Origin of the sequence: Algoriphagus halophilus, assembly GCF_041729275.1 — a bacterium.
GTDB lineage: Bacteria > Bacteroidota > Bacteroidia > Cytophagales > Cyclobacteriaceae > Algoriphagus > Algoriphagus halophilus_A.
Genome location: NZ_CP146486.1, coordinates 581,056 through 599,315 on the forward strand (window position 1 = coordinate 581,056; position 18,260 = coordinate 599,315).

The 18,260-nt window shown below is 38.4% G+C and carries 20 protein-coding genes; 14 read left to right on the top strand and 6 right to left on the bottom strand.

The window, feature by feature from the left end; genetic code table 11:
* Window positions 1–16: 16 nt before the first annotated feature.
* Window positions 17–835, top strand: coding sequence for a glutamate--tRNA ligase family protein (locus V8V91_RS03110; RefSeq protein ID WP_373398704.1), 819 nt, complete (start codon window positions 17–19; stop codon window positions 833–835).
* A gap of 116 nt (window positions 836–951) precedes the next feature.
* Here V8V91_RS03110 and V8V91_RS03115 read toward each other — a convergent pair whose 3' ends face one another.
* The 4 genes from V8V91_RS03115 to V8V91_RS03130 form a co-directional block, all read right to left on the bottom strand.
* A complete protein-coding gene (locus V8V91_RS03115; RefSeq protein WP_373398705.1) occupies window positions 952–2,433 on the bottom strand; it encodes a S10 family peptidase in 1,482 nt (493 codons plus the stop codon).
* A gap of 89 nt (window positions 2,434–2,522) precedes the next feature.
* On the bottom strand, window positions 2,523–3,224 hold the full coding sequence (locus tag V8V91_RS03120; protein WP_373398706.1) for a potassium channel family protein: 702 nt from the start codon (window positions 3,222–3,224) through the stop codon (window positions 2,523–2,525).
* Between the two features lies 1 nt (window position 3,225).
* Window positions 3,226–4,020, bottom strand: a complete 795-nt coding sequence (locus tag V8V91_RS03125; protein WP_373398707.1) for a PhzF family phenazine biosynthesis protein — start codon at window positions 4,018–4,020, stop codon at window positions 3,226–3,228.
* Window positions 4,021–4,023: 3 nt separating this feature from the next.
* Window positions 4,024–4,449 carry a DinB family protein gene (locus tag V8V91_RS03130; protein ID WP_373398708.1) on the bottom strand — a complete coding sequence of 142 codons (426 nt, stop codon included), beginning with the start codon at window positions 4,447–4,449 and terminating at the stop codon, window positions 4,024–4,026.
* 156 nt (window positions 4,450–4,605) lie between these two features.
* Here V8V91_RS03130 and V8V91_RS03135 point away from each other — a divergent pair, with 156 nt between their 5' ends.
* The 5 genes from V8V91_RS03135 to V8V91_RS03155 all read left to right on the top strand — a co-directional run bounded on the left by V8V91_RS03135 (window position 4,606) and on the right by V8V91_RS03155 (window position 9,014).
* The gene (locus V8V91_RS03135; protein WP_373398709.1) at window positions 4,606–5,952 is read left to right on the top strand and encodes a M20/M25/M40 family metallo-hydrolase; all 1,347 of its coding nucleotides are present in this window, start codon (window positions 4,606–4,608) and stop codon (window positions 5,950–5,952) included.
* Window positions 5,953–6,053: 101 nt separating this feature from the next.
* Window positions 6,054–6,599, top strand: coding sequence for a ferritin (locus tag V8V91_RS03140; protein WP_373398710.1), 546 nt, complete (start codon window positions 6,054–6,056; stop codon window positions 6,597–6,599).
* Window positions 6,600–6,839: 240 nt separating this feature from the next.
* The gene (locus tag V8V91_RS03145; RefSeq protein WP_373398711.1) at window positions 6,840–7,190 is read left to right on the top strand and encodes a hypothetical protein; all 351 of its coding nucleotides are present in this window, start codon (window positions 6,840–6,842) and stop codon (window positions 7,188–7,190) included.
* Window positions 7,191–7,195: 5 nt separating this feature from the next.
* Window positions 7,196–7,855, top strand: coding sequence for a hypothetical protein (locus V8V91_RS03150; protein ID WP_373398712.1), 660 nt, complete (start codon window positions 7,196–7,198; stop codon window positions 7,853–7,855).
* Window positions 7,856–7,922: 67 nt separating this feature from the next.
* On the top strand, window positions 7,923–9,014 hold the full coding sequence (locus V8V91_RS03155) for a formylglycine-generating enzyme family protein (RefSeq protein WP_373398713.1): 1,092 nt from the start codon (window positions 7,923–7,925) through the stop codon (window positions 9,012–9,014).
* Window positions 9,015–9,080: 66 nt separating this feature from the next.
* On the opposite strand, the gene V8V91_RS03160 is transcribed toward V8V91_RS03155, so the two are convergent.
* Window positions 9,081–9,677 (bottom strand): riboflavin synthase, encoded by a 597-nt coding sequence (locus tag V8V91_RS03160; RefSeq protein ID WP_373398714.1) that lies wholly within the window; start codon window positions 9,675–9,677, stop codon window positions 9,081–9,083.
* A gap of 115 nt (window positions 9,678–9,792) precedes the next feature.
* On the opposite strand from V8V91_RS03160, the gene V8V91_RS03165 reads away from it, so the two are divergent.
* The 7 genes from V8V91_RS03165 to V8V91_RS03195 all read left to right on the top strand — a co-directional run bounded on the left by V8V91_RS03165 (window position 9,793) and on the right by V8V91_RS03195 (window position 15,958).
* Window positions 9,793–10,452, top strand: coding sequence for a protein-L-isoaspartate(D-aspartate) O-methyltransferase (locus V8V91_RS03165; protein ID WP_373398715.1), 660 nt, complete (start codon window positions 9,793–9,795; stop codon window positions 10,450–10,452).
* A gap of 99 nt (window positions 10,453–10,551) precedes the next feature.
* Window positions 10,552–11,079, top strand: coding sequence for an acyl-CoA thioesterase (locus tag V8V91_RS03170; RefSeq protein WP_373398716.1), 528 nt, complete (start codon window positions 10,552–10,554; stop codon window positions 11,077–11,079).
* 56 nt (window positions 11,080–11,135) lie between these two features.
* Window positions 11,136–11,738, top strand: coding sequence for a hypothetical protein (locus V8V91_RS03175; protein WP_373398717.1), 603 nt, complete (start codon window positions 11,136–11,138; stop codon window positions 11,736–11,738).
* A 1-nt stretch (window position 11,739) separates the two neighbouring features.
* Window positions 11,740–12,057, top strand: coding sequence for a DUF3817 domain-containing protein (locus tag V8V91_RS03180; protein ID WP_373398718.1), 318 nt, complete (start codon window positions 11,740–11,742; stop codon window positions 12,055–12,057).
* A 3-nt stretch (window positions 12,058–12,060) separates the two neighbouring features.
* Window positions 12,061–13,083: a hypothetical protein gene (locus V8V91_RS03185; protein WP_373398719.1), complete on the top strand. Its 1,023-nt coding sequence runs from the start codon at window positions 12,061–12,063 to the stop codon at window positions 13,081–13,083.
* Window positions 13,084–13,226: 143 nt separating this feature from the next.
* Window positions 13,227–13,694 carry a hypothetical protein gene (locus V8V91_RS03190; protein ID WP_373398720.1) on the top strand — a complete coding sequence of 156 codons (468 nt, stop codon included), beginning with the start codon at window positions 13,227–13,229 and terminating at the stop codon, window positions 13,692–13,694.
* On the top strand, window positions 13,658–15,958 hold the full coding sequence (locus V8V91_RS03195; RefSeq protein ID WP_373398721.1) for a M14 family zinc carboxypeptidase: 2,301 nt from the start codon (window positions 13,658–13,660) through the stop codon (window positions 15,956–15,958). The genes V8V91_RS03190 and V8V91_RS03195 overlap by 37 nt, the downstream gene beginning before the upstream one ends.
* A gap of 74 nt (window positions 15,959–16,032) precedes the next feature.
* On the opposite strand, the gene rfbA is transcribed toward V8V91_RS03195, so the two are convergent.
* The gene (gene rfbA / locus V8V91_RS03200) at window positions 16,033–16,896 is read right to left on the bottom strand and encodes a glucose-1-phosphate thymidylyltransferase RfbA (RefSeq protein WP_373398722.1); all 864 of its coding nucleotides are present in this window, start codon (window positions 16,894–16,896) and stop codon (window positions 16,033–16,035) included.
* A 72-nt stretch (window positions 16,897–16,968) separates the two neighbouring features.
* On the opposite strand from rfbA, the gene V8V91_RS03205 reads away from it, so the two are divergent.
* The gene (locus V8V91_RS03205) at window positions 16,969–18,237 is read left to right on the top strand and encodes a glycosyltransferase (protein ID WP_373398723.1); all 1,269 of its coding nucleotides are present in this window, start codon (window positions 16,969–16,971) and stop codon (window positions 18,235–18,237) included.
* The last annotated feature ends 23 nt before the right edge of the window (window positions 18,238–18,260 follow it).

Consider the following 18,260-nt stretch of genomic DNA (forward strand, 5'->3'; position numbering starts at 1 on the left):
TAGCTAATTTGGTGGAATGCACACAAAGCTTACCCGACTAGCCCCTACGCCAAGTGGTTTTCTACATTTAGGCAACCTCTATTCGTTTTTGATCACCAAAGCCCTTTCAGAAAAGCACGGTAGCAAAGTATTATTACGAATAGACGATTTGGATAGGGACCGATATAGGCAAGAATATGTTCAAGACATATTTGACAGCTTGGATTTCATGGAAATCTCCTATGACATTGGGCCTAAAAATCTGAAAGAATTTGAATCGGATTGGTCCCAGATCCATCGAATGAACTCTTATCTGGATACCTTGGAAACCTTGCGAAACCAAAAGGTACTCTTCGCATGTGACTGTACTAGGAAAAGAATCCAGCAATTAGATTCTTCAGGTTATTATTTAGGGTATTGCCTGGACAGAAGAATTCCCCTCGACAAAATGGATACATCCTGGAGGTATAATACGTTCAATACGGATTTTATCAAAATCAAAGAATATCCAAATTTAGAAGGAACCTATACCTTGCCAGAAGATGGCGCATTTTTCATGGTTCGAAAAAAAGACCGCCTACCTGCCTATCAACTTACCTCAGTGGTGGATGACATTCACTTTGGTGTAGATTTTATCATTCGGGGAAAGGATTTGCTTAGTTCCTCTTTAGATCAAAAAGTACTTGCTGAATCTTTAGGCAACAATTCATTCAATGAGATCACTTTCTTTCACCACTCCTTAATCAAAGGACCAAAAAATGTGAAACTATCCAAATCAGAAGGAGCCACCTCCATTCAATATCTTAGGAAAGAAGGAAAAAGCCCAGCGATTTATACCAGATGCTTGGGGAATTAATGAAAACAGCATCTCCACTATCCAACTTTGAAGACTTCAAAAATTCGCTTGGATTTATTGAATAGTCATAAAAAAGGGTCTGAAATTTTTCAGACCCTTCCTTTTCAGATGATAAGTTATTCGTACTTAGCTGGCATATTCGGAACCACCTTAGACTTTTCGATAAATTGTCTGATGTCCTCATTGGACGTTTCTAAATCTTCCGCTCTCAAATACATCATGTGGCCGCTTCTATATCCAATCCAGGATAACCTATCTGCCAACTCTCCGGTAGGGTCCATTTGCCACATACTATATTTTGCATTGAAAAAGTCGGTACCACCATCATATAAACCAGATTGCACCATCACATGCAAATATGGATTTTGACGCATAGCAGTTGCTAAATCGTATCCAGTATTCTCATTGGATCTGTCCCATGGATGTACCGGACCGAAAAGATTATAGGTAAGATCTGTATTATACTTCAGTGTTTCCTTGGCATAAATATTAAACGCTGGAGCAAAAGCATGATTCCAGGCGGTCAAGGCAGGATCAAAATCAGGTCTGGATCCAGTTCCTGCTCTATCAATTCCTTTGTATCTACTATCCAAACGACCAATGGTCATTCCTTGATCTCTTAACAATTCCTTCCAGAAGAAATTGGTAGGAACCATTAAATTATGTTCCAAAATCACCTTTTTACTCAAACCTGAATAATGAGCCATTTTGGTTGCAATAGCGTCTCTTTCTGAAGCTGTCAATTTTCCACCTTTCACCATGGCAGGCAATAATTCATCTATTGCAAATGCTTCCACTTCTGGTAAAATATCATCCAGGTCCTTGCTCTGAAGGTCTGAATCCAACGCTTTGTGATACCATGCAGTTGCCGCATAATAAGGAAGGTAATTCGCCATTTTAACTGGCCCCCCTCTTTCAATTCCCATATCTGTTGGAGAAACCAAAATCACTCCGTTGAAATACATCCAATGAGAGTTTTGTAATTGGGAAACCAGACCTGCTACTCTAGTAGTACCATAGCTTTCACCGATCAAATATTTAGGAGAAGCCCATCTTCCTTGTCGGGTGACAAAAGTATTTACCCAATCTGCCAAGTATTTGATATCTGAATTGATTCCGAAGAAAGTAGATCTTGGAGTCTCTAGGTCCACGATTCTGGAATACCCTGTATTGACTGGGTCTACGTAAACAATGTCCGCCACGTCCAAAATTGAATTTGGATTGGATTTGGTACCATAGGGCTGGATCGGATACCCTTCATCGTCAATTTTCAAAATAACTGGACCTGTATAAGCCAAATGCATCCAAATAGAAGCAGAACCTGGACCTCCATTGAAAGAGATCACCAGAGGTCTTGTCGTCTTATCTGAAATGTCAGTTCTCTCGTAATAAGTATAAAATAAAGAGGCAATTGGTTCTCCTTTTTCGTTCCACACCGGTTGCGTTCCAGCGGTAGCTTTGTAAGGTACTTTTTTCCCTTTAATAGTCGTCTCGTGGGTGCTTTCTACCTTTGATTCGATTTCAATATGGCGCTCTGTTTGAGCCCATGTGAAACTGATGCAGCACATCAATAGGTAGGATAAAACTAGTTTTCTCATAAGGTAAGTGGTGTAAATATTTACTTTAAAAGTACCATTACTTCCCAGAAATTAACTATAAAATTACACCAATGGACGAGAGAAATGAATTAGTTCTTACTGGCTCCTACCAGTCGAGCAATGACTACTGCTGGATATAATATACCTACAGTAGATAGAAAAACTGACAACATTTTAGTGAGGACATGATTTGGATAAAGATCTCCAAAACCCACTGTGGTAAGTGATACAAGACTAAAATAGATGTATTCTGCATAATCCTCGTCTACCCCTTTCAAAACAGGTAAACCTTCAATACCCTGTCCTGTAATTAAATGCACAATTTCGAAAACAAAAGCCCCTAGTATGGCTACTAGCAAATAAACATTGATGGCCCCTATCACTCGATATATATTCACTTCCCTATCCCTAAATAAGAGCCTGATATTCAAAAATATAAACACCAGCATATTAAGAATACCTACAATCCTTTCTGATAAATAAAACTCAAATTCCAAGTCACTGAATCGTAGCAACCTCAACCCCAATTGGGTGAAAAATAAAAGGGAGGTCAATAAGATCATACCTTTATTCCTAGAGGACCAAATCCCTGTGAAAAACAAAAACAAGAAGACGGTATTCACGAAAATGAAATGCACCCTCCCATATTCTATGAGTATGGGCAGGATAAAGACAGAAAACACCAGAATTAACAGCAACAACCCAAAACTAGCATCAGTGAGCCAGTATTCAGTAAAGTTCTTAAAGGCCTTTCTTACGGACTTTTTACCAACTAGTGCTGTGGGATTCATATTATAAATCTAACATTCCTACTAATACTTGAACAGCCTGCCCATTAATAATTACCCGATCATCCTGTTTTTCTAATCGGAGTTCCCCTCCTCTTTTAGAGGCTTGAAAAGCATGTAATGTAAACTTTCCTGTTTTTTGATACCAATAATCCATTAATGCACAATGAGCAAAACCTGTCACCGGGTCCTCCTCTATTCCTACATTGGGCCCAAAAAATCTACTGCAAATGTCAAATGGTGGGTTTCCTTTTGCAGTGATAATTATTCCTTCTTCTGAATTTTCAGATACAATCCGCATTTCAGGTTTTACACTTTCCACGGCCGCTGCATCCTCTAATTCAATAATCCAATTCTTTCTTAACTCTGAAATCCCTACAATTCGTTTTCCAAAAAACACTTCTTTGAAGTAAGGGTGTTGCTCAGAAAAAGTGGGGATCAAAGGAAAATTCATTTCAATCCATTCCCCTTTAACAGTTACTTTCAACTCTCCACTTTTGGTATTAAAATGAATCACTTCCTCAGGAAGCGCCCATCCAGCATGTGTCATGTGAAAGGCGGAAGCCAAGGTGGCATGTCCGCATAGATCTATTTCTAAGGTAGGAGTAAACCAACGTAAATTAAAATGACCTTCATCTTCTGTCTTTTCTACAAAGGCAGTTTCACTTAAATTCATCTCCATGGCAATATTCTGCATATCCTCTGAAGAAATTCTTTCTTCAAGCAAACATACAGCTGCCGGATTTCCACCAAATGGTTTGTTTGTAAACGCATCGACGATTGCAACAGGAATTTTCATGGCTTAATATTTTGTCTGAAGGATAGTAAAGTGATGCATAAAATGACCTGGAATGATCCAAAAAAGGGCTCTTGGTGAAATAGGATTTCCGCTGGCTTTACCCCTCGTATCTAAACTGTCCTCCGGTATTGTTTTCAGCAAGGAAAGCATCGCCATTCGTTGAACTTTAAAATCTTCCAATAAATCTACTAACGAAACAGATCCAAACTTTGCATTTAACACATATGGATCTTGATCAAAACCCGGTAATTCGGATTGTTCTCCTCTTGCAAAACACAAGGCCCTGAATGTCATAATCCGTTCCGTATCGATGATATGTCCAAGCACTTCTTTTGGAGTCCATTTTCCCTCATCATAAGCCGTTTCAGCCCAAACCCCATCTTTAGATAAAAACAATTCATGGATCAATTTGATTTGATCCAAAATCAACACTTCAAAATTTTCACCAGCTACTAAATTTAAATAGGTGGAAAAAAATCAGAATAATCACCTTTATTCGGTTGGTTTATTGTCTTCATGTAAAAGTTGATTTGTTTCACAATTATATAGGATAAATTTAGACGAACCCTAAAACATATACCAAACATGAATAAAATATTACTTGGAATAGGACTGATTTTTATCAGTTCCACAGTTTTTTCACAAACCCTCATCCATAGAGATCCTGAAATTGCAAAAATGGTCTCTGAAGTTTCCTCTGACTCATTGGAGAGTTATGTCAGAAAACTGGCTTCCTTTGACACGAGACACACATTAAATACAGATCCTGAAAATGGGATGCCTGCTGCACAGAATTATGTGCTCTCTAAGTTTAATTCTTTTGCTCAGCAATCAGGAGGAAGAATGACTGCAGAAATTGAAAATTTTGTAATTCCTGCAGATGACAGAAGAATCAAGGAAGATGCTCCTGCAGCCAATGTCATCGCTACCCTAAAAGGTACAGATCCAAATGATCCACGTGTATTCATTATTTCTGGACATATGGACTCTAGAAATAAAGATGTCATGGACAAAGAAGGAATTGCACCAGGTGCAAATGACGATGGAAGTGGAACAGCAGCAGTAATTGAATTAGCACGTGTGATGGCCTCCCGAGAGTTTCCTGCTACGATCCTTTTTGTAGCTTTTACCGGAGAAGAAGAAGGATTAAAAGGTGCTACTTATCTGGCTGACAAAGCAGCAGAACAAGAATGGAATATCGGAGCAGTCTTAAACAATGATATTATTGGAAACAGTAGTTCCTCCGGCACTTTGATCAAAGACAATCTTAAAATGCGGGTTTTTTCTGAAACCATCCCAGCGAATGAAACAGAGGAGATGGCAAGAATTAGACGATATACTGGAGCAGAGAATGATAGTAAGTCGAGACAATTGGCACGATATGTCAAAGAGATTGGAGAGCGATATGTGGACCAATTTGAAGTAAAATTGATTTATAGAGCAGATAGATTTTTAAGAGGTGGGGATCAAACTGCCTTTGCAAGAAATGGATTTACTGCGATCAGGATTTCCGAAATGAATGAAAATTTCTACCACCAACATGAAAATGTAAGAGTAGAAAATGGAATCCAATATGGTGACTTACCTGAGTTCATGGATTTTGAATACCTACGTAAAGTTTCTGCAGTCAATGTAGCAAGTCTTGCCACTTTGGCATCTGCACCATCACAACCCGAAGAGGTTCAAATCAGTGTGAGAGGCTTGAGTAATTCTTCGACATTGCTCTGGGAGAAACCTGCGATAGGAAAGGCTAAAGGATATTATGTGTTGATGAGAGAGACCTCCTCTCCCATGTGGGAAAAGAAGTTTTTCACCACAGAAACTACAATGACTCTTCCTTACTCCAAAGACAATTATTTCTTTGCAGTACAAGCTGTAGGAGAAGATGGAGCTGAGTCACTTGCGGTTTTCCCAACCCCATCGAACAGGTAGGCTATTTTAAATTGAAACAATTCCAAATTGCTTCAAAAGGTTGGTTTCCGGAAACTGAATGTTGTAAATTTAGTTTAAACACATAGACAAAATTCGAAACAATGAAAGCAAAAGAAATAGTTACCCTACAACGCTCATTATTGGTTGATACTGAAAAACTATTAAATAAACAGGTGGAAATGGAAGGTAAATCCTCTGCTTACTACCTGTCCATGGCTTCATGGTGCCACATGATGGGCTATGAAAATGCAGCAAAATACCTGTATACCCATGCAGATGAAGAGCGGATGCATATGATGAAAATATTTCATTACATCAATGAGGCTGGCGGTCATGCTATTCAGCCAGAAATCACAGATATTCGCCACAATTTCAACTCATTAAGAGAAGTTTTTGAATTGATTTTGGAGCATGAAATAAAAGTCACAAAGTCAATCAATACGATTGTAGATCATGCATTTACGGCCAAAGATTTTGCTACATTTAGTTTCATGCAATGGTTTGTGACAGAACAAAGAGAAGAAGAAACTATGTCTAGAAGGGCTCTTGAACTTTTCGATATTATTGGAGAAGAAGGTGTCGGATTATGGACAATAGATCAGGAACTTGGAAAACTTCATGACCAGGCAAGTAATCCTGGTGCTTAAGTAAAGAAAGCGGCCAAATGGTCGCTTTTCTCTTTTTCTAAAAATCAAGTCTTTATTCTTTAATGATTCCAAATATAGCCTTGTTAAAAGACTAAATACAACCCAAAATAATTTTCATCAACTAAAATTTCAATTTTAAATTCAAAAAATATCATTTGAAATAATTCTTATAATTATCCATTTTTTATTAACTTATTCATATTCTAGGCAGTATAAGAACTATTTTTAATTGGTTGGAACATGAAATTAGGATTAGAATCACAAGTTCAATTTTTTCAAGCCTTAAAAAATGCAATTCCATCCTATTCTTCCTTAGTGGATGAAGTGGCAGAAACGATAGATATCAGCGTTGATAGTGCCTACAGGAGAATTAGAGGAGAAAAACTACTAAACTACCACGAACTCTTTCTTTTGAGCCAAAAGTTTAATGTTTCCATTGATAAAATTTTCAGTAATGGAACAAGCTCCATTCTATTCCAAACCAACCAAAATAATTTAGAGAAAAACAATTTCCTTTCCTGGATGCAAGATGTGCTGTACCAGCTTGAAATGGTCAACTCATTTTCAAAAAGCATATTTATTTTCTATTAAAAGACATGCCGCCTTGGTACCATTATTACCATAAGGAATTAGCAGCTTTTAAATTCTTCTTTTGGAAAAAGTCCATTTTGTTCAGTCCAGACGTTGCCGACTCCACTTTTTCCCTTGAAGAACATTCCTATCCGGAATTTGAGGAGATAACAAGAAAGATTTTAAAAGCCTACAACAATATAAATTCCACAGAAATCTGGAATATTGAAGGCATCAACACTACCATCCGCCAAATCAATCTTTACCATGAGATGGGGATTATCACTGATCCATCTCTGACCATTCGACTTTACGAATGTCTTTTAGAAGTAATTAACCATTTGGAGAAAATGGCGGAATTCGGAAAGAAATTTCCTTTTGGAGGTCAACCTAAAGATGAAAGCGCGAACTACTTTTTTTATGTCAATGAATTTGTATTAGGTGATAATACATTTTTTGCTGAATTAGATGACAACAAAATCACTTATTTGAATTACAATGTGATTTATTTTATGGGTACATCAGATGTGGCATTTAACAAATCCATGTTTCAAAATTTGGAAAACCTCATCAAGAAATCGACACAAATCAGTAAGGTGGGTGAAAAAGAAAGAAGGCAGTTTTTCAACAAATTAAGAAGGAAGGTTCGTTTAAATATGGAATCTATTTCAACCCAAGAAGAATAAATGAATCCTCTAATCCCCTGCAATTTTATTTGATTATTCTTACTTTTCCTGTGTCAAAGAAATACATATGAATTATTATCAAAAATGTTTGCCACTTCTTGCCGGCATCGTTTTCTCCTTTTCCTCATGTGAGCAAAAAGAAACTGCCGTTCAAGATGAAGAAATGCTGGTAGTTTCAGAAGCACCGGTTCCAACCGAAAAGATCGAGGGAATGGTTTGGATTCCAGGAGGTGAGTTTGTGATGGGAACCAATGAAGCGGATGCCTATGCAGCCGAAAAACCGGCTGTGAATTTAAAAGTTGACGGTTATTGGATGGACACCCATGAAGTGACCAATGCAGAATATAAAAAGTTTGTGGATGAAACTGGCTATGTAACAGTAGCAGAGAGAAAGCCAGATTGGGAAGAGTTAAAAAAACAATTGCCTCCAGGTACGCCAAAACCAGATGAATCAGTTTTGGTAGCTGGATCCATGGTGTTCTCCCCTCCTCCTTACCCAGTCCCTTTGCAGGATATATCACTTTGGTGGGTCTGGGTGAATGGAGCCAACTGGAAGCATCCGGAAGGTCCTGACTCGGATATCATTGGAAAAGAGAATCATCCTGTAGTCCATATTTCTTATGAAGATGCTGTAGCATATGCAGAATGGGCCGGCAAAAGATTGCCCACAGAAATAGAATGGGAATTTGCTGCTAGAGGAGGAATGAATGGAAAGAGGTTTGCCTGGGGAGATGAATTAACTCCAAATGGTCAACATCTTGCAAATACATTTCAAGGGAATTTCCCTAATGAGAATCTAGGTCATGATGGGTTCATTGGTACATCACCAGTAAAATCATTTGCACCAAATACATTTGGCCTTTACGATATGATCGGAAATGTATGGGAACTTACTGATGATTGGTATGATGCGTTGAAATATGCTAGACTGGCTGGTCAAGCTCCTAAATTGGATAAGGACATGAACCCTTGTTATAATCCCGATAATCCATTTGCAATGGAACGAGTAATAAAAGGAGGATCTTTCCTTTGTGCAGCTAATTATTGTGTCAATTATAGGCCTTCCGCTAGACAGGGACAAGCCTTTGATTCTGGAACATCAAATGTCGGTTTTAGATGTGTAAAAGATCCCGAAACCAAGACGTTAAGTTTGAATTGATCAACATAAAAAAATATAGGGCTACAATCACTCATGATTTTAGCCCTTTTTTATTCCTAGCCTCGATCAAGAATTAGGATAACCCCTCACAATTCTTGCGATATACTTTCCTATAATGTCAAATTCCAGGTTTACAACATCACCAATCTGAAGCTGATGGAAATTGGTGAACTCATAGGTATAAGGAATAATCGCTACTGAAAACTTGCCTGGTTTTGAATTGAAGCAGGTTAAACTGGTACCATTGATGGTAATAGATCCTTTTTCTACGGTGATATTACCTAGATCAGCATCATACTCAATATCAAACAACCAGCTTCCATCTTGATCAGAAATATTCTTAACTACTCCTATTTGATCCACATGTCCTTGTACAATATGACCGTCAAAACGTCCATTTGCAGGCATACAACGCTCCAAATTAACCTTTTTCCCCTCAGTCCATTGGGATAAATTGGTCTTTCGAATGGTTTCATCTATTGCCGTTACCCGATAGGAATCTGGACTGGTTTCCACTACTGTCAGACAAACTCCATCGTGGGCAAGGGATTGATCTATCTTCAATTCAGAACTTAAAGTCGATTCCAAATCGAAATGAACATTGGTCCCATCTTTAGTTATTTTCTTAATGGTTCCGAAAGATTCTACGATTCCTGTAAACATGTTTTTTTAAACTTCGGGCTTTCAATGAGTAAGCAAAAATTGCAATTTAAGAGTTCAAATTAAGCCAATTATTCTTTTATCTTCGATCACAGAATTTAAAATAACACATTCAAAAATGCTGAAACTAGAAGATACCTACCTCCACAAAGGCAAACGAAAAGCGTTAGTTGCTTTGCTAAGGGAAAAGGGAATCAAAAGCGAAAGTGTTTTGGAAGCCATCAATAATTTACCTCGCCATTTTTTCTTTGACTCCGCATTGATCTCTCATGCCTATGAGGATAAGGCATTTCCTATTGGAGAAGGTCAAACCATCTCTCAACCCTATACTGTGGCATTTCAAACAGAGTTATTGGAAATTCAACAGGGAGACAAAGTTCTTGAAATCGGTACCGGATCAGGATATCAAGCAAGTATCCTGCACCTTTTGGGAGCAGAAGTATATACGATTGAATATCATAAAAAGCTTTATGAGGGCACCAAACGATTTTTAGGAAGACTAGGTATTCATATGCATCTTTTCTATGGTGATGGTTCAGAAGGATTAGCACAATATGCCCCATACGATAAAATATTAGTCACTGCAGGAGCACCCATCGTACCAAATGCCTTATTAAAACAATTGAAAGTAGGTGGTGTTTTAGTTATTCCTGTTGGAGATAGAAGAAGGCAAACCATGCTCAGATTGACCAAAAAATCCGAAAAACAAATAGTTCGTGAAGAATTTGATTGGTTTGCCTTTGTCCCTTTATTGGGAAAAGACGGTTGGAAGAGGTAGCTCTATCCAATGAAATTAAAATCAGAATTTTATTCTGTTTTATTGACTAAAATTACTTTTTCAAAATTTTATATATATTTTTAAGGCAAAATTAATCCTATGGCTAAGAAAAAATTTGCAAAAGAGTCTGCAACCATCATGACTGAGATGGTTCTTCCAAACGACACCAACACCCTGAATAACTTAATGGGAGGTAAATTGATGCATTGGTTGGATGTAGTTGCTGCCATAGCTGCCCAAAAACACTCCAATAGAATTGTCGTGACTGCTTCTGCAGATAGTATCTCCTTTAAAGAGCCTATCGCACTAGGGAATGTGGTCACGTTAAAATCAAAAGTGACCAGGGCATTTAATTCTTCTATGGAAGTATTTATAGAAGTGGTTGCTGAAGATATTCCAGCCAATAAAAAAATCATGACTCACCGTGCATTTTTTACCTTCGTAGCAGTGGATCAAAATGGCAAACCTATTGAAGTACCCGAGGTGGTTCCCGAAACGGAAGAAGAAATAGAGCACTATGAAGGAGCACTGAGAAGACGACAACTTCGTCTAGTACTTTCCCAAAGAATGAAACCTGAAGATGCAGTAGAATTGAAATCCATCTTCAATTTGCCAGGAGCCAAATAAAAAATTAAGAAAGGACAGAAGTATTTGTCCTTTCTTTTTTTGCTAACAGCCGATTTTTGACCAATTTCCCATATGGAAAATTTAAGTCTCCAAGAACTTCAGTTTTTCTGGAAGAAGACCTTTTCTTATTGCCAGAAGATGCCAAAAAGTTGAAAGATCAACAACCAATTTCAGATCAGACTTCCAGTCTGGAAGCTCCAAACCATTCGGTCAAAGAGGCTGAGGAAACATTCGAACCAACCACTGGCAATCCTGAACTTACCAAAGAGGACCTGCCTCCTATTCAAGTAAAAGGTAATTTTACAAAAGGTCTGTTAATTGTACATGAAGAGGATGATTTATCCGAGGAAGTCATGAACATGCTGGTCAAAATGATCAATGCCGTAGGCCATTCCATGAATGAAGTGGGCTTGGTCTCTTCCTCCATTCTAGAGAACAGAACTTTAGAGGAATTTGAAGCATTGAATGCGCATATTATTCTGAAATTCGGTAAAATTAAACACCCTGTTAATTCCGTTCCTGCCATTCCATATGAAGTTTTCACCGACCAAGAAACCCAATATCTATTTGCAGATGCCTTAGGACAAATCTCCGAAGATAATACCATGAAGCGCAAACTTTGGAATGCACTTCAAATCCTTTTTAACATCAAAAAATAAAATGAGCTTAACTCCAGAACAGCATACTTGGGCCAGAAGATTTAAATGGATCAGCCTTATTGAAGGTATTTCTTTTCTAATTCTTTTATTGATCGCCATGCCATTAAAATACCTATTTGAAATGCCTATGGCCGTGAAAGTAGTAGGTTGGGCTCATGGCTTATTATTCATTGTTTATATCTACACAGTTTTCCCTACTGCCCATAAATTGAAATGGGGGTTCAGTAGAACCTTTTTCGCTTTAATCGCCTCAGTTTTACCATTTGGACCTTTTATTTTCGACAGAAATCTAAAGAAAAGTCAACACGTAGATTTATAGCCTATGGCTTTAATCAGTAAAAAGAAGAAGATATTCCCCATCAGTCCTGGCTTAAGAAGGTATTTGATCAAATACTCCAGAGAAGTGGATATTCCTATCCATTACCATGAACTTCTCCGATACTCCAGTTCTATCGCTTTGTATGATTCCAAGGACCAAGATACCTTATGGGAAACCGTTTTTTATGATCAGTCTGACAGGGAGGAAATTCATTTAAATGTCAAGAAGATCTACGCATTGTTGAAGGCAGGTGGCGACATGTCAGTCATGGAGCACTTATATGTTGACAGGATTGATTTATGTATTTATGGGAATACCCAGCCATTTCGGGTGAGGATAGTCAATAGAATCAATGACAACTTTGACTATTTTTACATTAAAAATGCAGACGCTTCCCGGGTATATGGATTAGAACTGGAGCACTTACTCTCTCCTAATAGGATTAGCTATTTGGTTCATAAAAACACGTTGATAGAGGAACATATTGCGGGTATTCCAGGAGATAAATTCATGCGAATTCACATGGAAGATTCGCATTTGAACCCTATTCGACTTGCCAAGGAATTTGTCAAATTTAATGAGCGATGTTTTGTGAGATTATTGGGAGATATGCATTCCGCTAATTTCGTGATTGACGTCACACCTGATTTTGAGGAAACCCATTATAGAATCCGGGCCATTGATTTTGACCAGCAATCATACGAAGGGAAAAAATCCATCTACCTACCCCAGTATTTTAAAGAAAACAACATGTTGATCCAGCTAGGGATGAAATACATCACCCCTGAGTCCATGCATCAATATCAAAAAGAAGAGAGGGCTCTGATTGCACACCGACTAAGATCCTCTCAAAAAGGAATTGATGATATCCTGAGGGCAATGGAGCATGACAAGATTTCATTGCCAGAAAACATCGATTCCTTGAAGAAGGATCTGGCGAAGCATTATTCCAACGAAAAGTTTTTAAGCTGCACTAACATGGGACAGATCTTAAGAATTAGCTTGGAACAACTGATCAAGAAATAGTCCCTTGTCAACATTTTTTATTTTTTACATGAGGAACCTATTCATCCACTGGAAAAAGCTTAACTTTTTATGAATAGATTTATCCACCACCAATTTTAAAAACCCATGAAGACACGTTTTTTTCGGGTCTGCTTCTTGGTTTATTGGCATGTCAAGCTCTTTTCGCTCAAAAAATTGACGAGGAGTATGGTGCTAAAATCCAAGAGTATACCACGGACCCAAGGTTTTTACCTTCCTCCGTTTTAGAAATTATCGATCATCCAGAAATCCCCTCGCCCAAAAAGCATTTTGGGCAAATCATTGGTTCACCAGGCATCATGCATGGGACAAAGGAAATATATGGCTATTACCAGTTATTGGCAGAAAAATCCCCGTATCTACGCATTGAGCAAGTTGAAACCACTGAGGAAGGCAGGCCTATTTATATGGTCATTATTGGTGGAGATGACAGCATGAATCGCCTGGATCATTATAAAAGCCAACTATCCAAACTGTCTGATCCAAGGATCACATCTTCCGAAGAAGCAAAAACCATTATTGCTGATTCCAAACCTGTTTATTATTTGAATGGAGGATGCATTCCACAGAAATGGGGTCTCCTGAAATGTTGATGGAATTGGCTTATCGATTAATTACCAGTGAGGATGAGGCCATCAAAAATATCAGAGAAAACCTCATATTATTGATCAACCCAGTTTCAGAACCAGACGGTAGAGACAAACAGGTAGATTGGTACCATAGATATACCAAAGCAAGAACGGAATGGGATGATGGTTTTCCTCGCTCTACTCCTTATTGGGGAAAATACGTGTTTCATGACAATAACCGAGATGGTCTACAAGTTTCACAGGGAATAACCAAAGGGATTTTTAAGATCTTCTTTGAATGGCATCCTTTAGTCATGCTTGACTTACATGAATCAGTCCCATTATTATACATTTCTACTGGCACAGGACCCTATAATGAACAAGTGGATCCGATTACCATCAGTGAATGGCAAATCATGGCAAATAGTGATATAGCCAGTCTTGCAAGTCAAGGCATGCCTGGAGCATTCACTTGGGCGTTTTATGATGGTTGGTGGCCTGGTTATGGCATATGGGTGGCAAATAATCATAATTCCAATGGCAGGTTCTATGAAACGTTTGGTAATGCTGGAGCCAACACGTATATGAGAGACCTCTCCAATGCCAGATATGCTGGAGATCCCGCTACCAGCAGAGAGTGGTATAGACCAGATCCACCAACCGAAAAAGTATATTGGTCAGCCAGAAACAATGTCAATTACATGCAGGCAGGGGTATTGGCCTCTTTGACCTATGCTGCTCATAATGGGGAACAGCTTTTAAAGAATTTTTACCAAAAAGGGGTGAATTCCATCCAAAAAGGGAAAACAGAAGGACCAAAAGCCTTTATTATTCCCAAGGAGCAGAAAGATCCAGCCATGGCTGCTTATTTGGCAAATCAACTACGTGCTCAGCATATTGAAGTTCATCAGGCTGTTTCAGGTGAAAATGAAGGCGATTACGTGGTGTTGATGAATCAACCCTATAGAAACCTTGCTTACAATTTATTAACTGAACAGAAATACCCTAAAGAGGCGAAGTTCCCTCCATATGACGACATTGCATGGACGTTGGGGTACCTCTATGGGGTGGATGTTGAAAAATCTGATAGCATTTCTTATGAGGACCAAGACCTTCAATTACTGACTGAGGAGGCGGTTTACCAAGGAGCAATTTCAGGCAATGGAAAAAATTATTTTATACCTTACCAAGCTCAAAACACCGTCTTACCTGCTTTGTATTGGTTGAAAAAAGAAAACCAAAACGCAAGCATTCAAATCATTGAAAAGGAATTTGTTGTAGATGCTGACACTCTTCCAAAGGGGTCGGTCTTCTTGGAAGGGATTTCTAACAAACAAGCAGATCAAATTGCCTCTGAATTTGGACTAGACTTAATCCAAGGAAGTCAAACACCTGATTCTGACAAGGTACATGAAGTGACTTTACCTAAAGTAGCGATATACCATACCTGGTTCAACACCCAAGATGAGGGTTGGTCCAGGTATACTTTTGAGCAAAGAGGAATTCCTTATACCTCCATCGACAAGGATGATTTAAAAGCAGGAGGATTAAAAGATAAATTTGATGTGATTTTAGTCCCTAGGGCTCGCGGAAATGGATCAAATTTTATTCATGGGGTAACTACAGAGTTTGGTCCCTTACCATTTACAAAGACCGCTGAGTATCCTTCTCACGGATACCCTGATTCCTCTCCAGATATCACGGGTGGACCTGGATTTGCCGGAATGGACAATTTGAAAAAATTTGTGGAAGAAGGCGGAGTGATCATCACTTTGGACAATTCTACCAATATGGTAGCAGAAACGGGAATTGTAAGAAACTTGGATTCTTATTCCGCTTCTGGTTTGTTTCATCCTGGCTCGGTCGTAACGGTAAAAATAAAACAATCAGAAAGTCCTGTTTTATATGGCTTCCCGGAAACCTTTCCAATTTTCAGAGGTAATGGTCCCCTCTACAGAGTAGATCTAAAGGATAGGGATATGATGCTTCTGCAATATGGAACCAAGCCCCTGAAAGACGAGATTGCCTACCAAGGACCTATCATGGGCAAACCTGACCAAGAGAACGTAGAGAAAAAGAAGGAAGAGAGTGGAAAAGATGTTCCGTATGTAAGATCGGGTATGGTAAGAAATGAACAAACCATTATTGGTCACGGGTCCATTTTCAATATACCTGTGGGAAAAGGAACTGTATTGGCATTCACTTTTGACCCATTACACCGGTATTTAAACCACCATGACGCCCCACTGGTTTGGAACGCCTTGATCAATTGGAATCATTTGAAATAGTTTAAACGACAGAGGGCATCGAGTCTTTTTCCCCAAAAAAAGGGATTGAATCTTATTTGATTCAATCCCTTTTTTTATAGAGCTACTAACTTCCTCAAATAAGCTCCGTATCCACTTTTACCAAGTTTATCGGCTTCTTTGAGCAATTGCTCCTTATCGATGAAACCATTTCGATAGGCGATCTCTTCAATGCACCCAATCTTAAGTCCCTGCCGTTCTTCAATAACTTCCACAAACTGAGCTGCTTGTAATAAGGATTGATGGGTACCGGTATCCAGCCAAGCAGTTCCCCTATTTAATATGGCAACCTGAAGCTGACCATTTTTTAAATATTCATTGTTGATATCTGTAATTTCCAATTCACCTCTAGGGCTTGGTTTAATGCTTTTTGCGATTTCAACCACTCTATTATCATAAAAATACAGTCCTGGTACCGCGTAATTCGATTTAGGCTCAGCCGGCTTTTCTTCTATACTGATGGCCTTCTGGTTCTCATCAAAAGCTACCACGCCATAACGGTGTGGATCATTCACGTGGTAGGCAAATACTACCCCACCTTGAGGGTCTGTATTTTCTTGAAGGGTTTTATGCAAACCAGACCCGTAAAAAATATTATCTCCAAGGATCAAGGCTACTTTGTCATTCCCAATAAATTCCTCTCCAATGATAAATGCCTGTGCCAATCCATCCGGACTTGGCTGCACCGCGTATTGAAAGTTACAACCCACTTGTGAACCATCTCCTAGGAGCTTTTCAAAGGCTGCATTATCATCAGGAGTAGTGATAATTAAAATATCTTTTATCCCTGCCATCATTAGGACAGAAAGTGGATAATAAATCATCGGTTTGTCGTAAACTGGCATGAGTTGCTTACTTACCGATATAGTCAGAGGGTATAACCTGGTTCCAGACCCTCCTGCTAAAATGATTCCTTTCATATAGAAATTATAAAAATCAAAAGTAGATTGAGGTGACAAAACTACAGATTGCATTACATTTTAAAAAATGACATGAAAATTCTACTAGTTTCCATTGGAACCAGAGGAGATATAGAACCATTTTTAGCCCAAGCTGAACTTTTAAAACATGCTGGTCATGAAATAATATGTCAATTCCCAGAGCAATTTCGAGAGATGACCGAAGCACTGGGATACTCTTTTTTAGGCTTTGACAAACGCTTTCTCGAAATGCTGGAAAGTCAAAGCGGAAAAGCGGTTATGGGAGGCGGAGGTGCTTTTAAACAGCTAAAGGGATATATTAATTTGATAATGAATTCTCTGAAAATCCAGAAACTGATTGTTCAGCAACAAAAAGAAGCATTGAATGACCTAAATCCTGATAAAGTTTTATTTCATGCCAAAGCCTTGTATCATTATTTGGCAGCAATGGAAAACCCTAGGAAGTTTATACTACTTTCTCCGCTCCCCTGCTTGATTCACCCTGTCAAAGAATTTCCACATATAGGATTAGCAAAATGGAAACCTTTCTCCGAAAAATGGAACATAAAATCCTATAGATTTGTCAATGGAGCCAGATATGGAGTAATGAAACGTTTACTTAAACCTTATTACGGCGATTTCTCCAAACTAACCATCAATTCAAAAACATTAAACGAATTCGAGTCCAATCATTTAAAAACACTTTATACAATTTCTCCAAGTCTATTCCCCTATCCAGATTATTGGCCTAAGTCAGCTAAAATCACGGGATATTTCTTCAGAAACCAAATGAAGAACTACCAAATCGACCCGAAATTAAATGATTGGATTAAGAAACACCCCAAGGCTGCTCTTCTGACTTTCGGCTCTATGACGAACCCAAACCCAAAGAAATATTCAGAACTTCTTATACAATTGTTGATTAAACATCAGATCCCAACCATCGTAAACCTTTCTTGGGGTGGACTTGAGAAAATAGAGGTGGATTCAGATTTAATATTTTATGTAAATCAGATACCTTATGATTGGGTATTGCCAAAAATGTACGGGATGATCCACCATGGTGGCTCAGGCACTACTCATCACGCAGCGATCAATGGCTGCGTTCAGCTGATTGTTCCTCATATCGTCGACCAATATTTTTGGAACAGAATTATTTTAAAAAGAGGTTTAGGGCCAGAAGGCCCAAGCATTCATAAAATCACTTCCAATAATTTTGAAAAGGCTTTATTGGAATTTTGGAATCAAAAAGACTTTAAAACTCAAGCTGATGCAATAGCCAAGGGTATGATCAATGAAGCATCTATAGAAAAAGTCATTAATGAAATTACTCACGATTAATTCTCCATGAAATACCTTCAATC

Bases quoted from the DNA above. Each gene is read 5' to 3' on its own strand.
- V8V91_RS03110 (WP_373398704.1), top strand. From the start codon at position 17: ATGCACACAAAGCTTACCCGACTAGCCCCTACGCCAAGTGGTTTTCTA.
- V8V91_RS03115 (WP_373398705.1), bottom strand. From the start codon at position 2,433: ATGAGAAAACTAGTTTTATCCTACCTATTGATGTGCTGCATCAGTTTC.
- V8V91_RS03120 (WP_373398706.1), bottom strand. From the start codon at position 3,224: ATGAATCCCACAGCACTAGTTGGTAAAAAGTCCGTAAGAAAGGCCTTT.
- V8V91_RS03125 (WP_373398707.1), bottom strand. From the start codon at position 4,020: ATGAAAATTCCTGTTGCAATCGTCGATGCGTTTACAAACAAACCATTT.
- V8V91_RS03135 (WP_373398709.1), top strand. From the start codon at position 4,606: ATGAATAAAATATTACTTGGAATAGGACTGATTTTTATCAGTTCCACA.
- V8V91_RS03140 (WP_373398710.1), top strand. From the start codon at position 6,054: ATGAAAGCAAAAGAAATAGTTACCCTACAACGCTCATTATTGGTTGAT.
- V8V91_RS03145 (WP_373398711.1), top strand. From the start codon at position 6,840: ATGAAATTAGGATTAGAATCACAAGTTCAATTTTTTCAAGCCTTAAAA.
- V8V91_RS03150 (WP_373398712.1), top strand. From the start codon at position 7,196: ATGCCGCCTTGGTACCATTATTACCATAAGGAATTAGCAGCTTTTAAA.
- V8V91_RS03155 (WP_373398713.1), top strand. From the start codon at position 7,923: ATGAATTATTATCAAAAATGTTTGCCACTTCTTGCCGGCATCGTTTTC.
- V8V91_RS03160 (WP_373398714.1), bottom strand. From the start codon at position 9,677: ATGTTTACAGGAATCGTAGAATCTTTCGGAACCATTAAGAAAATAACT.
- V8V91_RS03165 (WP_373398715.1), top strand. From the start codon at position 9,793: ATGCTGAAACTAGAAGATACCTACCTCCACAAAGGCAAACGAAAAGCG.
- V8V91_RS03170 (WP_373398716.1), top strand. From the start codon at position 10,552: ATGGCTAAGAAAAAATTTGCAAAAGAGTCTGCAACCATCATGACTGAG.
- V8V91_RS03180 (WP_373398718.1), top strand. From the start codon at position 11,740: ATGAGCTTAACTCCAGAACAGCATACTTGGGCCAGAAGATTTAAATGG.
- V8V91_RS03185 (WP_373398719.1), top strand. From the start codon at position 12,061: ATGGCTTTAATCAGTAAAAAGAAGAAGATATTCCCCATCAGTCCTGGC.
- V8V91_RS03195 (WP_373398721.1), top strand. From the start codon at position 13,658: ATGCATTCCACAGAAATGGGGTCTCCTGAAATGTTGATGGAATTGGCT.
- rfbA (WP_373398722.1), bottom strand. From the start codon at position 16,896: ATGAAAGGAATCATTTTAGCAGGAGGGTCTGGAACCAGGTTATACCCT.
- V8V91_RS03205 (WP_373398723.1), top strand. From the start codon at position 16,969: ATGAAAATTCTACTAGTTTCCATTGGAACCAGAGGAGATATAGAACCA.